The following is a 14,543-nucleotide window of genomic DNA, read 5'->3' on the forward strand; positions in this document are numbered from 1 at the left end:
AAGAAAAAGAATTTAAGTATGAAAAAAAATATTTTTGTATTGCTATCAATATTGTTTAGTCTAAACATATGGGCAATAGACAATAAGGGAATTACATTTAGTGAACTGTCAACGGACAGGTTTGCACTCGTTGAACGCGGAATACCTACAGCTATCTTGATAGACGAGAGTGAAGATCCGGGCGTGGTGATTGCCGCAAATAATCTCCAGGCTGATTTCGCTCGTGTATCGGGCAATCGAGCATCCTTATTGTTCAAACCTGAAGCAAACAGGCTGATAATAGTAGGCACGCTCGGCAGCCGCTATATCAGAGAATTGGTTGCAAACAAGAAGATTGACGAAACACAGCTAAAGGGTAAAAATGAAAAATACCTGATGACAGTAGTTGATAATCCATTGTCCGGAGTTAATGAAGCTTTAGTAATTGCCGGTGGCGACAAGCGTGGTACAATATACGGTATATATGAACTATCCGAACAAATAGGCGTATCCCCGTGGTATGATTGGGCGGATGTTCCTGTGGAGCAGCAGCAAAATTTATCTATTACCCACGGAAGTTATACAGCAGGAGAGCCTGCTGTGAAATATCGTGGTATATTTTTGAATGATGAAGCGCCTTGCCTTACCGGTTGGGTGTATAATACTTACAGCACAAAATATGGAGACCACCGATTTTATGCGCGTGTGTTCGAACTGATCCTCCGTCTTCGAGGTAATTTCTTATGGCCTGCCATGTGGAGTTGGAGTTTCTATGCTGATGATCCGGAAAATAGTAAGACGGCCAACGAAATGGGAATTATTATGGGCACATCCCATCATGAACCAATGGCACGTAATCATCAGGAGTGGGCTAGAAAAAGAAAGGAATATGGTGTATGGGACTACAATATCAATCAAAAGGTGATTGATAAATTTTTCCGTGAAGGCATTGAACGTGCCGTTGGTACGGAAGACCTTATAACAATCGGCATGCGTGGTGACGGTGATACACCCATGGGAGGCAAAGAAGGTGAAGATGACAAACAGGTGCCCCAAGATGAGCAAAATGTCAACCTGCTTAAAAAGATAATCAAAAACCAAAGGCAGATAATAAAGGATGTTACTGGTAAAGCGCCGGAGAAACGTCCCCAAGTGTGGGCTATTTACAAGGAAGTCCAACGTTACTATGATATGGGATTGCGAGCACCCGATGATGTTATCATGTTGCTTTGTGACGACAACTGGGGTAACGTGCGACGTTTGCCAAATGAACAGGAAAGGAAACATCCGGGAGGTTGGGGTATGTATTATCATGTGGATTATGTGGGCGCTCCCAGAAATTATAAATGGTTAAACGTAACTCCGATACAGAATCTATGGGAACAGATGCAACTGACTTATGGCTATGGGGTGGATAAACTCTGGGTGCTTAATGTCGGTGATCTTAAGCCGATGGAATATCCTATCACCTTGTTTCTGGACATGGCATGGAATCCGAAAAGTTTTACCGTGAATAATTTATTAGAACATACGCGTCAGTTCTGTGCGCAGCAATTCGGTGAGAATCAGGCGGACGAAGCAGCCCGCATTCTTAATTTATATAGTAAATATAATGGACGTGTTACGCCCGAAATGTTGGATCGTAATACCTACAATGTTGAAACAGGAGAATGGAAGCAGGTGTCCGATGAATATTGTAAACTTGAAATGGAAGCACTCCGCCAATACTTTACCCTTAAACCTGAATATAAGGATGCTTATAAACAATTGATCCTGTTTCCGGTACAGGCAATGTCCAATCTTTATGAGATGTATTATGCCCAGGCAATGAACCATAAGTTATATAAGGAAAATAATCCTCAGGCTAATGAGTGGGCTGATAAAGTCGAAGAAACATTCAAGCGGGATGCCAAACTATGTCGGGAATATAACGAAACTATGTCAAACGGCAAGTGGAAAGGGATGATGACACAAAAGAAGATTGGCTACACTTCATGGAATGATAATTTTCCTAAAGATACAATGCCGGAAATATTTCGTATTGAAAATCCGGAAAAAGCGACAGGCGGATACATCTTTACATCCCGTAACGGGGTTGTTTCTATGGAAGCCGAACATTACTTCAAGGCGACGAAAGCAAAGGAAACAGCATGGACAACATTTCCATACATGGGACGTACTTTGAGCGGGGTAGCCCTGATGCCTTATACGGAATCGGTGGATGGTGCTTCTCTTTTGTATAGAATGCAACTTCCTCAAGGAATTGATTCGGTAACGGTGCACGTGATAGTCAAATCAACATTGGCATTTCATAATCCGGAAGGGCACAGATATAGTGTGGGTTTTACAGGGTGCGAAGAACAGATTGTTAATTTCAATGCCGATCTGAATGAAAGCCCTCAGAATGTATATAGCGTATTTTATCCCACTGTAGCCCGGCGTGTAGTGAAAAAACATGTAAAGCTCAAACTCCCGACAGCATCAGACAACATGTATTCTCTTGTTCTGAAACCCTTGGAACCAAGTATTGTTTTTGAGAAAATAGTAATTGACCTGGGAGGATATCAGGAAACATATTTATTCATGAATGAATCTCCCAATAAGAGGGCTACTATGGATGATGAAGTCATCTAAACTTTTTATGGACTCTATAAAATGTTAATTAATAATATTTTAAATACCGAAATAAAGAAGGGAATATTTAATAAATAAATGATTTACACATTTTTTTAAAATTTTATTCACATGAAAAATCTGTTACTTATAAGAAATATGCTTTGTGTATCTATGTTTTTTTGCCTGTGGGGAATTGCAGTGAACGCCCAGAATATTCCCCTTGTGTACTCGGTTGAAAACTCTGGAGTAAGTTATCCGGCACCTTCTCTGCCGCCTGCCAATGAATCGCCTTCGGTTGTTCTCTTGCCGAACCCATTTGAGTGGTCGGACGGACATGGGGTCATCAATACTTTGGAGGATTGGCCGTGCCGGCGCAACGAAATTAAATTGGAAATAGAAAAGTATGAAATCGGATTCAGACCTGCTCGCCCGACAAGTATCACTGCGGCTTTGACACGAGATTCGGTGTATACCATTCAAGAACCCAACTGGCTAAATATTGATCAGTCAGACCCGAAATGGCGTCTTAACGCGAATAATTTCATCCCCGTAGAACACAAAGACCATTTTCTTCTTGTAACAATCGTTGAAAACGGAAAAACACTTACTTTGTCTTCCACCATAAATATACCTGACGGAGCTGGACCCTTTCCCGCTGTGATAGGGGTTAGTGGCGCTACCGGTAGTTTGCCCGCTTCGCTCTTTGCCAATTGCATACAAATTAATTACAATCCCAGCCAAGTAGGTATCGATGGCAAACCAAATACCGGTGCATTTTACGACTTGTACGGAATTCAAGGCGGTCACTACGCTGCCTGGTCCTGGGGCGCGAGCCGTATCATTGACGGTTTGGAATTGATTCAGTCGCAAATAAATATTGATTTGGCACACATTGCTATAACCGGCTGTTCCCGCTATGGAAAACTAGCCTTGTTCGGCGGTGCGTTTGACGAACGCATTGCGCTTACTATTGCCCAGGAACCAGGCGGAGGAGGCGCTGCTGCATGGCGAGTTTCGGAAGCCATAGGAAAAGTCGAAAAAATAGACAACACAGATTATTCGTGGTTTTTGCCGTCGATGAAAGATAATTTTGCAGGAAAAACAGACCGCTTGCCGCACGACCATCATGAACTGATTGCCATGATCGCTCCCCGCGCCGTTTTAATTTTGGGAAATGCCACCATCGAATGGCTGGCCGACCCGTCCGGGTACGTTTCTGCTATGGCTGCCCGCGAAGTATGGAAAAAGTTTGGCGTTGAAGACCGTATCGGATTTGATTTCATGGGCGATCACAACCACTGTAATGCACCCGCCAGCCAGGTTGACGCTGCGGATAAGTTTATCAAACGGTTTTTGTATGGTGAAACGACAGATACGAATATTTTAACTTCTCCTTTTCAGGATGTAAACTATCAGTCCTGGATCAAGGATTGGCGTATCACTCCAGCAAGCTTTGTCGGAAATAATTAAATAATATTATATGAAATCATCGGCAAAGACTGTTTTAGTAATCATTTTTTGTTGCATATGCGGCGGATTTTCCGCTCAAAATATCAATATTTATTTTCCCTATATGGCGGGGAAAGAATATGTTTTTATCCTGAATAGCGGTATCGCAACAGATACGGTTCAATCTGGCTTTATCGGTGAAACCAGTCGATTGACGCTCATTGTTCCGGATACGATGCCATTACGTCACCTTGGAAATAGACGTCGACCGCTTGTATTACAGCGATATTTGGAGTCTTCCGATTACTTCTATCTTCAAAATATTAAGTTTTAAAAGAAAAACTGTCATGGATAAAATCATAAACATCTGTATTATCTTTTTTCTCTCATTTATTTTTAATTCTCCGGTCAATGCAAAAGTCAAGTTGCCCGTACTTGTTTCCGACGGCATGGTATTGCAGCGCGAACAGCCAATAAAAATCTGGGGATGGGCGGAACCGGGAGAAAAAGTGGAAGTGAATTTCCTGAAAAAGAACTACGCTACGGTTGCCGACGGACAAGGGAACTGGTTCATTATGCTTCAATCAGCTAAAGCCGGAGGTCCTTATATCATGAAGATCAACGACATTGAGTTGAAAGATATTCTTCTCGGCGATGTATTTCTCTGTGCCGGTCAGTCCAATATGGAAACTACCATACAGCGGATAATGGATATGTTTTCCGATGAAATACTATCCTACGAGAACACGAATATCCGTCATGTCAAACTCCAACACGATTATGCCTTTCAAAGCCCGAAAAAGGACATAAAACCAACCGTATGGCGACCAGTAACAAAGGAATACGTCATGTCAATGACGGGAGTTCCTTATTTCTTCGCCAAATTCCTTTACGAAGAAAAGAAAATTCCTGTTGGTCTAGTCAATACAGCGGTAGGCGGTTCGTCTGCCGAAGCTTGGGTAAGTGAAGAGTACCTGAAGAATTATCCACACTACCTGCGCGATCTGGAAATCTGCAAGGCGGAAGGATACGTTGAAGCCGTAAACAGTTTGCAAGACATGCGTAGTCGCTTGTACAACCAATTGTTGAACGAAGGAGACGCTGGGCTGAAAGAAAATTGGAAGAATCCCGTACTGGACGACAGCGACTGGAACACGGTCGATATGTTTTCCTCATGGGGAAGCGATGGCGTAAATGCAATCGCGGGTTCTCACTGGTTAAGGAAAAATATTCGTCTCCCCGCATATCTGGCCGGCAAGAAAGCGGTATTACGCCTGGGTACTATCATTGATTCCGACTCGGTTTTTGTGAACGGCGTATTCGTTGGAAATACTACTTACCAATATCCGCCGCGTATTTATCAGATTCCTGAGAATCTGCTGAAAGCAGGTGAGAACACAATAACAATCCGCGTATTCAGTAGCGGACGTCCGCATTTTGTAGAAGACAAGCCCTACAAAATTGTTTTCGATAACGAAGAATTCAATTTGCTCGGTAACTGGAAGCACCGTGTTGGTTGCCGGATGTTTCCGATCCCTGGAGGAGTTGGCTTCTCAAACAAGGCAACCGTGCTTTACAATGCGATGATAGCACCCCTGAAGAACATGACATTCAAAGGAGTGCTTTGGTATCAGGGCGAATCAAATACCAGTCGATACAACGAGTATTACGGAATAGTGGAAAACATGATACAGAACTGGAGGGATTTGTTTGGCAAACCCGAATTACCCTTTATCATTGCCCAACTTCCGAATTTCACTCAGGTTCAGTCCTATCCCACCGACGGGAATATGGCTCACCTGCGCGATGTGCAACTGAAACTATCACAGAATATCCCGAATGTCGGTCTGACGGTCAATATTGATTTAGGTGAATGGAATGACATCCATCCCCTGAACAAAAAGGATGTGGGGTACCGCATGGCACTCCAAGCAGAAAAACTGTTTTACGGAAATAGAACAACCATCGCCGACGGTCCGGCTTATGAATCGCAGGAAATTTCAGGAAATAAAATCATTCTGACATTCCGAAAAGGGACGGACGATTTAATGCCGGTAGATGAATTGAAAGGCTTTGCTATTGCTGGAAAAGACGGACGCTATCAGTGGGCGAAAGCTAAAATCGAAAACGGAAAAGTAATTGTTTGGAATGATTATATTGCACATCCTGAAACTGTACGTTATGCTTGGGCTGATAATCCGGGAGAAGTCAATCTGAGAAATAAGGCCGGATTGCCTGCATCCCCGTTTATGACAGAACAATTAAATAATAAATAAATTAATAAACGCATGAGAAACAAAACAATATTGGTAATGGTAGTCTTAGCTTCCTTTACGGGAGTAAAAGTCACTGCGCAGAATTTGGCACAAGCCCCTGTGGAAGCCGCTCCCGATACGCTTACAGTGAATACCGAAGGTGTGAATGATGGCTTTGACTACGAACTCTGGTACGACAGAGGCGATGTAGGTATGATACTGAAAGAAGGCGGTGCATTCGAATGCTACTGGAACAATATCAACAATGTCCTGTTCCGCACAGGCAAGAAGTTCGATTGCACAAAAACGCAGGGAAAATTTGAATGTACGAAGACTCACGATGAAACCGGCGATATTTCCCTTAACTATGGCTGCGATTATCAGCCAATCGGCAATTCATACCTATGCGTTTACGGTTGGTCGGTCGATCCGCTTGTGGAGTTTTATATTGTCGAGTCTTGGGGCAACTGGCGTCCGCCCGGATCACTATCTAAAGGGACTGTCGAAATAGACGGCGGCACGTATGACATCTATGAAACTACGCGTGTAGAACAACCCTCAATCAATGGCTACACTACTTTCCAGCAATACTGGAGTGTTCGCGCCGATAAGAAGACCGAAGGCATCATTTCCGTCAGCGAGCATTTCAGGGCTTGGGAAAAACTGGGTATGGAACTGGGGAAAATGTATGAGGTTGCACTATGTGTCGAAGGCTATCAGAGCAGCGGTACAGCCAATGTGTACAGGCATACACTGAACGTTGGCGACACCACGATAGGTACCGGCCCGGAAAATAATGAAAAACTATCCGTATCGCCGCCGGATACGGCCAGGGATTTCGCAGAATAAATCTAACAATATCAATATAAAATAAATAATTATGAACGTGAATATAAGTGAGACTAAAGGTTTTTACAAGCTGTCATGGCTGCAACGAATAGGTTTCGGTAGCGGAGATTTTGCACAGAATCTGGTATTCCAGACGGTGATGCAATATGTTTCCATTTTTTATACCACTGTTGTCGGATTACGTCCGGAAACCGTGGCGGTAATGGTGTTTATACCGCCTGTTATAAATATATTCGGGTCTATGGCGTTGGGCGCATTTGTAGATAAGCATAATCCCAAATGGGGAAAGTACCGTTCTTATCTGATTATTGGCGGCGTTCCGCTCATGGCATTTGCCGTCCTCTGTTTTTGGAACGGTTTTCCCGGATCGACAGTGTATGCTTTTGTCACTTATATAGGGCTATGCCTGCTCTACACGGTGGTCAGTCTGCCTTACGGAGCACTGTTCGCTTCGCTTACCCGTGACGGGGATGAAATGACCAAGCTTACCTCTACCCGCATGGTGCTTGCCAACCTGGGCGGATTTACTGTGGCTTTCGGTATCCCGACAATCGTGCAATCGCTCTCTCCTACCCGGACATACAATACCTCGGGCGATGCCCATGCATGGTTTATCACCATGACTATACTGGCCTTAATCGGTTTGGCTTTATTGATTTTCTGTTTCACCCAAAGCAAAGAACGTATAGTAATGGAAGCCGATAAAACGTCGGAAGTAAAAATCTCCGATCTATGGATGGAATTTATCAGGAACAGCCAGTTGCGCATTGTGGCTTTATTTGTTTTTACGGCTTTTGCCTTGATGTCAATCTACAATGCGGCAGGGGCTTATTACATGACATACAATGTACAGGCTTCTAATTACACGGGTTGGTTCCAGGGAATAGGCTTTCTACCGGCATTCATCTTTATGCCGTTGGTCCCAGCCATTAAAAAAGCGATTGGTAAAAAGCAAATGTTTTATGTATTTCTGTCTGTCGCTATTCTCGGAATGGCTTTGCTCTATGTTGTATCGATAGTTCCCGCGCTTCGCTCGCAAATCTGGATTATAATGGTAGCGCAATTTATTAAATCTACAGGTATCATTGTCGCTACAGGCTATATGTGGGCGCTGGTTCCCGAAGTAATCACTTATGGAGAATATACTACAGGCCGGCGTATTTCGGGTACGGTAAATGCCATTATCGGAATTGTTTTTCAACTAGGGATGGCTATCGGCCTCTTTATTCCCAATATAGTACTGGGATTCGTCGGTTTTGACAAAGATAACGCCGTATCGCAATCTGCTCTTGCTCAACAGGGCATTTTATGGCTGGTTGCCGTAATACCTGCGATGCTGCTCATTCTGGCGATGTTTATTATTTCAAGATATAAACTGGAAGACAACGTGATTGACAAAATAAATATGGAAATTGAAGAAAAGCATTTAAATAAGAAATAAATAAAATATCGTTTAAATAAAAACAAAAGAAATCATGAAAGTACTGACACCCGTTCTCTCTCTTTGCATTGCGTTCGCTATTGTAAGCTGTTCGCCACACAGGAAAGAGAATGAAGTAAAAGAGCCCTCTCTAAGAGAGGCGGTCAAGGACAAATTCCTTATCGGAACCGCCCTTAATACAAACCAGATCTGGGGAAAAGACTCTGCTACCGTAAAGATTGTAAAGGAGCAGTTCAATTCCATCGTTGCCGAAAACTGTATGAAGAGTATGTTCTTACAACCGAAAGAAGGTGAATTCAACTTTAAGGATGCCGATAAATTTGTAGAATTCGGCGAGCAAAATAATATGTTTATCATCGGGCATACGCTGATATGGCATTCACAGGCTCCGGCTTGGTTCTTTACCGATGATAAAGGAAAAGACGTTTCGAAAGAAGTACTGACGGATCGTATGAAAAAACATATAACAACTGTTGTCAGCCGTTACAAAGGACGTATTAAAGGCTGGGACGTGGTAAATGAAGCCATCCTCGATGACGGTTCGTGGCGCGACAGCAAATTCTATAAAATCATAGGTGAAGATTTTATACCTCTCGCCTTCGAATTTACTCATGCTGCTGACCCTGATGCGGAGCTTTACTATAACGACTACAACGAGTGGCAGACAGGAAAGCGTGATGCGATTGTAAAACTCGTAAATTCGCTGAAAGAAAAAGGACTTCGCATAGACGGTGTGGGGATGCAAGGGCATATAGGGATGGATTATCCAAATCTGGAAGAATATAAAACAGCCTTAGACGCCTATTCTGCTACCGGCGTAAAAGTTCATATCACCGAACTGGATATGAGCGCACTGCCTTCACCATGGGGAAACACGGGAGCTAATATCTCGGATACAATTGCATATCACAGGGAAATGAATCCTTATACAACAAATTTACCGGATTCTGTTTCTACAATATGGACTGAGCGGATGGGCGATTACTTCAAACTGTTTTTGGATAACAGTGATAAGATTGCGCGTATTACCCTATGGGGTGTTACAGACAATGATTCGTGGAAAAACGATTTTCCGATACGCGGACGCATCGATTATCCATTATTATTCGACCGCCAATATAAAGCAAAGGCTGTAGTTAAGGAAATCATAGATATGGCAGATGGGGCAAATTTACCAAACAATTAATTATTAAATACTTAAACATTAAATCATTAAATTTTAATTAAATGAAAAAAGCAAAATACTTATTTCCTCAGGACTATATGGCAGACCCGTCTGCACACGTATTCGATGGTAAAATCTATATATACCCATCTCATGACTGGGAAAGTGGAATAGCCGAAAATGACAACGGTGACCACTTCAATATGAAAGATTATCATGTATTCTCTCTCGATGAAGTGGATGGGCCCATCACAGATCATGGCGTGGTACTGGCAGCAGAAAATATACCGTGGTCGGGACGTCAGTTGTGGGACAGCGATGTCGCATTTAAAGACAGTAAATACTATCTGTACTTTTCACTGAAAGACCAGAATGATATTTTCCGTTTGGGAGTAGCCATCAGCGACAAACCTTACGGGCCTTTCATCCCTCAGGAAAACCCGATCAAAGGAAGTTACAGTATCGACCCGTGTGTATTTGAAGAGAACGGGGAATATTATATCTACTTCGGCGGCATCTGGGGAGGGCAGCTTCAACGATATCGGAATAATAAGGCGTTGGAATCCGCGGCTTTCCCAGCTGATAATGAACCGGCTCTTTGCGGGAAGGTCGCACGATTGAGAGACGATATGCTGGAGTTTGCGGAAGAATCCCGCGATGTGGTCATTCTGGACGAAAACGGACAGCCAATAACACAAGGGGACACAGACCGCCGCTTCTTCGAGGCTTCGTGGATGCATAAGTACAATGGAAAGTATTATTTCTCATATTCCACAGGCGATACGCATCTTCTTTGCTATGCCATAGGTGATAATCCTTACGGGCCGTTCACTTACAAAGGTGTAATCCTTACTCCGGTGATCGGGTGGACAACCCATCATAGTATTGTGGAATATAAGGGCAAATGGTATCTTTTCCATCACGATTCCGCACCGTCGGGCGGCAGGACATGGCTTCGCAGTATGAAAGTCATAGAACTGGAATATAATCCAGATGGAACAATCAAAACTATTAATGGAAAAAGCAAATAGAGAATTATGTTGAAGACTTGGAGATGGTTTGGCAAGAAAGATAAGATTTCTCTTGCCATGTTAAAGCAAATAGGAGTAGAGGGTATCGTTACTGCCCTGCATGATGTACCGAATGGTGAAGTATGGCAATTGGAAGATATTGTTGACATGAAGGAATACATTGAAGATGCCGGTTTAAAATGGTCGGTAGTTGAGAGCCTACCGGTAAGTGAAGCCATAAAATACGGAGGGGAGGCATGCGACCGTCTGATTGGTAACTACATCGTTAGTCTTGCCAACCTCGGTGAGGCGGGTATACGGACTGTATGCTATAATTTTATGCCTGTTATTGATTGGGTGCGTACCGACCTTGATTACAAATGGAAAGATGGAACATCTTCACTTTATTTTGACAAAGTAAGATTTGCGTATTTTGAAATTTATATCCTCGAAAGGGAGGGGGCTGAGAAAGACTATTCTCCTGAAATACTGGCAAAAGTTGAAGAATTGAATAAGACTATAACTCAGGCTGAAAAGGATAAACTGGTTGATACCGTTATCGTAAAAACACAAGGTTTCGTAAATGGAAATATAACTTCTGCCGATCAACATCCTGTTACCAAATTTAAAAAACTACTGGCATTGTACGATGGTATAGACAAAGATGCTTTACGGCAAAATATGAAATATTTTCTTGAACAGATAATGCCTGTATGTGACGAATATGGTATAAATATGTGCGTCCATCCGGACGATCCGCCATTCCAACTGTTGGGCTTGCCCCGGATTGTTACCAACGAAGAGGATATTAATTGGCTTTTAAATGCTGTGAACCATCCTTGTAACGGACTGACCTTCTGTGCCGGATCATTGAGTGCCGGTCTGCAGAATGATGTGCCGGAAATGGCGAAAAAATTTGCATCCCGCACCAAATTTGTCCATTTGCGCAGTACAAACATATTATCAAATGGTGATTTTGTGGAAGCCAATCATCTTGAAGGAAAAGGTCACCTGATTGATGTAATACGGATATTCGAAAAAGAAAATCCTAAACTGCCGATGCGTGTCGATCATGGGCGACTAATGCTGGATGATGGCGACAAGGGTTATAATCCGGGATATTCGTTTCACGGACGAATGTTGGCTCTGGGTCAGGTTGAAGGTATAATAGCTACAGTACAAAACAATTTAAGGCAAAAATAAATAATAACAATACTTTTTAAATACAATAATTTATGAATGAAATGTTCAGCATAGCCGGTAAAGTCACTATCATAACCGGCGCAGGAGGAGTCTTAGGAGGTAGTATAGCTCGTAGTTTTATTGATGCAGGCGCTAAAGTTGTAGCATTGGATATCAGGCAGGAACAGTTGGATGAGCGAATTAAAGAGCTTACTGTCAATGGAGGTGAAGCTATCGGTATTGTAGGTAATGTACTGGATATCGAAAGTCTTGAAAATGTTGCTCAAAAGGTAATAGACCAATGGGGACATATAGATATTCTCCTGAACATTGCTGGGGGTAATACACCTAAAGGCACATTAGCTCCAGACCAGCCGTTTTTTGAAATGTCTATCCCCGAATGGGAAAAAGTAACTAATCTGAACCTCAATGGTACTGTTTATCCTTCGTTGGTTTTTAGTAAGGTAATGGCAGAACAAAAAAGTGGTGTTATCATTAATGTTTCATCTATGGCCGCCTATTCTGCTATAACACGTGTCCCCGGTTATTCGGCAGCAAAAACGGCAGTCAGTAATTTCACACAATGGCTTGCTTCTGAAATGGCATTGAAATATGGCGATGGTATACGGGTGAATGCTATTGCTCCCGGTTTTTTTATCGGTGACCAGAACCGTGCAGTGCTTATCAATCCGGATGGCTCATTGACAGACAGAAGTAAAAAGGTTATAGCTAAAACACCGATGGGGCGTTTTGGTGATATAACCGAGTTGAATGGTGCAGTACAATTCCTTTGCAGTCCTGCAGCCAGCTTCATTACGGGTGTAGTATTACCTGTAGATGGAGGCTTTAGTGCTTTTAGCGGGGTGTAACCCGGAGATTAGCTCAAACCGAAAACATAATTAGAAATGAGTAATATAAATCAAAAAATAGGCCGTCACCGATGGACGATATGCGCATTGTTGTTTTTTGCGACAACAGTCAACTATCTCGACCGTCAGGTGTTGAGTCTTTTACAGCCTTTATTATCCAAAGAGTTCGGTTGGTCTAACAGCGACTATGCCGATATTGCGGCAGCATTTCAATTCACTTACGCTATAGCCGTTATCTTAGCCGGACGATTTATCGACCGGATAGGAACAAAGAAAGGCTATGCATGGTCTATTACGCTATGGTCAGCCGGTGCGGCCATTCATGCCTTTGCGATCGGTATAGGTGAAGTTGTTTCGCCTGTACTCTCTTTGATAGGTATAATATTACCTGTATCTGTCATCGGATTTATGTTCGGGCGTGTTGTGTTAGCCATTGGTGAAGCTGGTAACTTTCCGGCAGCCGTAAAAACCGTAGGTGAGTGGTTTCCGCGTAAAGAACGGTCGCTTGCAACAGGGGTTTTCAATTCGGGAGCTAATATAGGGGCTATCCTGGCTCCGCTAACCGTACCCTGGATAGCAGGTCATTTGGGATGGCAGGCTGCATTCCTTATCGTTGGATGTATTGGATTTATATGGCTTATTTTTTGGCTTATATATTATGAGTCGCCTGAGAAAATGCTTTCCAAAGGTAAAATTACGCAGGCGGAATACGATTATATACATGATGAGGAAAATAATGAAAAGAATGCAGAACCGACTATCAAGAAAAAAGAGTCTGTATCGTGGTTCAAACTACTTACCTACAAACAGACATGGTCTTTCTTCTTCGGCAAATTCATGACTGATGGAGTATGGTGGTTCTTCTTGTTTTGGCTACCCTCCTACCTGAAAATACAATACGATATGGAAGGAACACAAATTATGTTACCGCTAACCGTACTGTACAGCATGACAATGGTAGGCAGTATTTGCGGAGGATGGTTCCCTGCATTTTTCATAAAAAAAGGATTTGAGCCTTACAAAGCCCGTATGACAGCAATGCTTGTTATTGCACTCATTCCATTGGTTGTTCTGTTAGCTCAACCATTAGGAGGCATTTCCATGTGGATACCTATTATTCTGATCGGAATTGGCTGTTCGGCACATCAGGCATGGTCGGCCAATATTTATACTACCGTATCGGATATGTTCCCCAATAAGGCTGTAGCTTCGGTAACAGGAATCGGAACGATGGCGGGTGGTTTAAGTGGCGTCATCGTATCGAAAGGGGCAGGGGCTTTGTTCGATCACTATCAGGTATTGGGAAGCATCGAAACAGGTTATACTATTGTATTTTCGTTTTGTGCGGTAGCATATGTTATAGCTTGGGTGATTATGAAATCATTAGTACCTAAATTCAAACCGATATCTAATTTATAACCTTAAAATATGAAACAATTTCCGGATAATAATTATGTAAACTATTTTACCCCTCATCAATTTTTATCGCCATCCTGGTCAATAAATGATAGTTGAGTAATCGATATAAATGTAAAACCTACTAAACGAAGATACCAAAACAAAGATGGGTATCTTTATTATAATGTAAAAACTGACAAATTATATACATTTTCAAACACATAATAAATACTAGTAAAATTATAACCAAAACATATCAACACATTGACCTTTCATAAACAGAATCAGTTAAAAAAAGTTCATATTGGACTTTAATTAATTTAATAATTT

At 42.4% G+C, this 14,543-nt stretch carries 11 protein-coding genes; all 11 read left to right on the forward strand.

Features of this window, described 5'->3' with window-relative positions:
- Positions 1-18: 18 nt before the first annotated feature.
- The 11 genes from BUC12_RS19005 to BUC12_RS19055 all read left to right on the forward strand — a co-directional run bounded on the left by BUC12_RS19005 (position 19) and on the right by BUC12_RS19055 (position 14,234).
- The gene (locus tag BUC12_RS19005; RefSeq protein WP_062184728.1) at positions 19-2,613 is read left to right on the forward strand and encodes a glycosyl hydrolase 115 family protein; all 2,595 of its coding nucleotides are present in this window, start codon (positions 19-21) and stop codon (positions 2,611-2,613) included.
- Between the two features lie 111 nt (positions 2,614-2,724).
- Complete coding sequence (locus tag BUC12_RS19010) at positions 2,725-4,065, forward strand: glucuronyl esterase domain-containing protein (RefSeq protein ID WP_062184726.1); 1,341 nt, start codon at positions 2,725-2,727, stop codon at positions 4,063-4,065.
- A gap of 10 nt (positions 4,066-4,075) precedes the next feature.
- On the forward strand, positions 4,076-4,378 hold the full coding sequence (locus BUC12_RS19015; RefSeq protein ID WP_062184723.1) for a hypothetical protein: 303 nt from the start codon (positions 4,076-4,078) through the stop codon (positions 4,376-4,378).
- Positions 4,379-4,391: 13 nt separating this feature from the next.
- Positions 4,392-6,320, forward strand: a complete 1,929-nt coding sequence (locus BUC12_RS19020; RefSeq protein ID WP_062184720.1) for a sialate O-acetylesterase — start codon at positions 4,392-4,394, stop codon at positions 6,318-6,320.
- 12 nt (positions 6,321-6,332) lie between these two features.
- Complete coding sequence (locus BUC12_RS19025) at positions 6,333-7,148, forward strand: glycoside hydrolase family 11 protein (protein ID WP_070808643.1); 816 nt, start codon at positions 6,333-6,335, stop codon at positions 7,146-7,148.
- Between the two features lie 31 nt (positions 7,149-7,179).
- Positions 7,180-8,589, forward strand: a complete 1,410-nt coding sequence (locus BUC12_RS19030) for an MFS transporter (protein WP_062184716.1) — start codon at positions 7,180-7,182, stop codon at positions 8,587-8,589.
- Between the two features lie 34 nt (positions 8,590-8,623).
- Positions 8,624-9,775: an endo-1,4-beta-xylanase gene (locus BUC12_RS19035; RefSeq protein ID WP_073357345.1), complete on the forward strand. Its 1,152-nt coding sequence runs from the start codon at positions 8,624-8,626 to the stop codon at positions 9,773-9,775.
- A 41-nt stretch (positions 9,776-9,816) separates the two neighbouring features.
- Positions 9,817-10,785 (forward strand): glycoside hydrolase family 43 protein, encoded by a 969-nt coding sequence (locus BUC12_RS19040; protein ID WP_062184713.1) that lies wholly within the window; start codon positions 9,817-9,819, stop codon positions 10,783-10,785.
- A 6-nt stretch (positions 10,786-10,791) separates the two neighbouring features.
- A complete protein-coding gene (gene uxuA / locus BUC12_RS19045) occupies positions 10,792-11,967 on the forward strand; it encodes a mannonate dehydratase (RefSeq protein WP_062184709.1) in 1,176 nt (391 codons plus the stop codon).
- 32 nt (positions 11,968-11,999) lie between these two features.
- A complete protein-coding gene (locus BUC12_RS19050; protein WP_062184706.1) occupies positions 12,000-12,815 on the forward strand; it encodes an SDR family oxidoreductase in 816 nt (271 codons plus the stop codon).
- Between the two features lie 36 nt (positions 12,816-12,851).
- Positions 12,852-14,234: an MFS transporter gene (locus BUC12_RS19055; protein WP_201780498.1), complete on the forward strand. Its 1,383-nt coding sequence runs from the start codon at positions 12,852-12,854 to the stop codon at positions 14,232-14,234.
- Positions 14,235-14,543 lie beyond the last annotated feature (309 nt).

Source organism: Indolivaga macrotermitis, from assembly GCF_900128985.1.
Lineage (GTDB): Bacteria > Bacteroidota > Bacteroidia > Bacteroidales > Dysgonomonadaceae > Dysgonomonas_A > Dysgonomonas_A macrotermitis.

What these genes read in the sequence shown, in the direction of transcription:
- BUC12_RS19005 (WP_062184728.1), top strand. Translation starts at nt 19, where the DNA reads ATGAAAAAAAATATTTTTGTATTGCTATCAATATTGTTTAGTCTAAAC.
- BUC12_RS19010 (WP_062184726.1), top strand. Translation starts at nt 2,725, where the DNA reads ATGAAAAATCTGTTACTTATAAGAAATATGCTTTGTGTATCTATGTTT.
- BUC12_RS19015 (WP_062184723.1), top strand. Translation starts at nt 4,076, where the DNA reads ATGAAATCATCGGCAAAGACTGTTTTAGTAATCATTTTTTGTTGCATA.
- BUC12_RS19020 (WP_062184720.1), top strand. Translation starts at nt 4,392, where the DNA reads ATGGATAAAATCATAAACATCTGTATTATCTTTTTTCTCTCATTTATT.
- BUC12_RS19025 (WP_070808643.1), top strand. Translation starts at nt 6,333, where the DNA reads ATGAGAAACAAAACAATATTGGTAATGGTAGTCTTAGCTTCCTTTACG.
- BUC12_RS19030 (WP_062184716.1), top strand. Translation starts at nt 7,180, where the DNA reads ATGAACGTGAATATAAGTGAGACTAAAGGTTTTTACAAGCTGTCATGG.
- BUC12_RS19035 (WP_073357345.1), top strand. Translation starts at nt 8,624, where the DNA reads ATGAAAGTACTGACACCCGTTCTCTCTCTTTGCATTGCGTTCGCTATT.
- BUC12_RS19040 (WP_062184713.1), top strand. Translation starts at nt 9,817, where the DNA reads ATGAAAAAAGCAAAATACTTATTTCCTCAGGACTATATGGCAGACCCG.
- uxuA (WP_062184709.1), top strand. Translation starts at nt 10,792, where the DNA reads ATGTTGAAGACTTGGAGATGGTTTGGCAAGAAAGATAAGATTTCTCTT.
- BUC12_RS19050 (WP_062184706.1), top strand. Translation starts at nt 12,000, where the DNA reads ATGAATGAAATGTTCAGCATAGCCGGTAAAGTCACTATCATAACCGGC.
- BUC12_RS19055 (WP_201780498.1), top strand. Translation starts at nt 12,852, where the DNA reads ATGAGTAATATAAATCAAAAAATAGGCCGTCACCGATGGACGATATGC.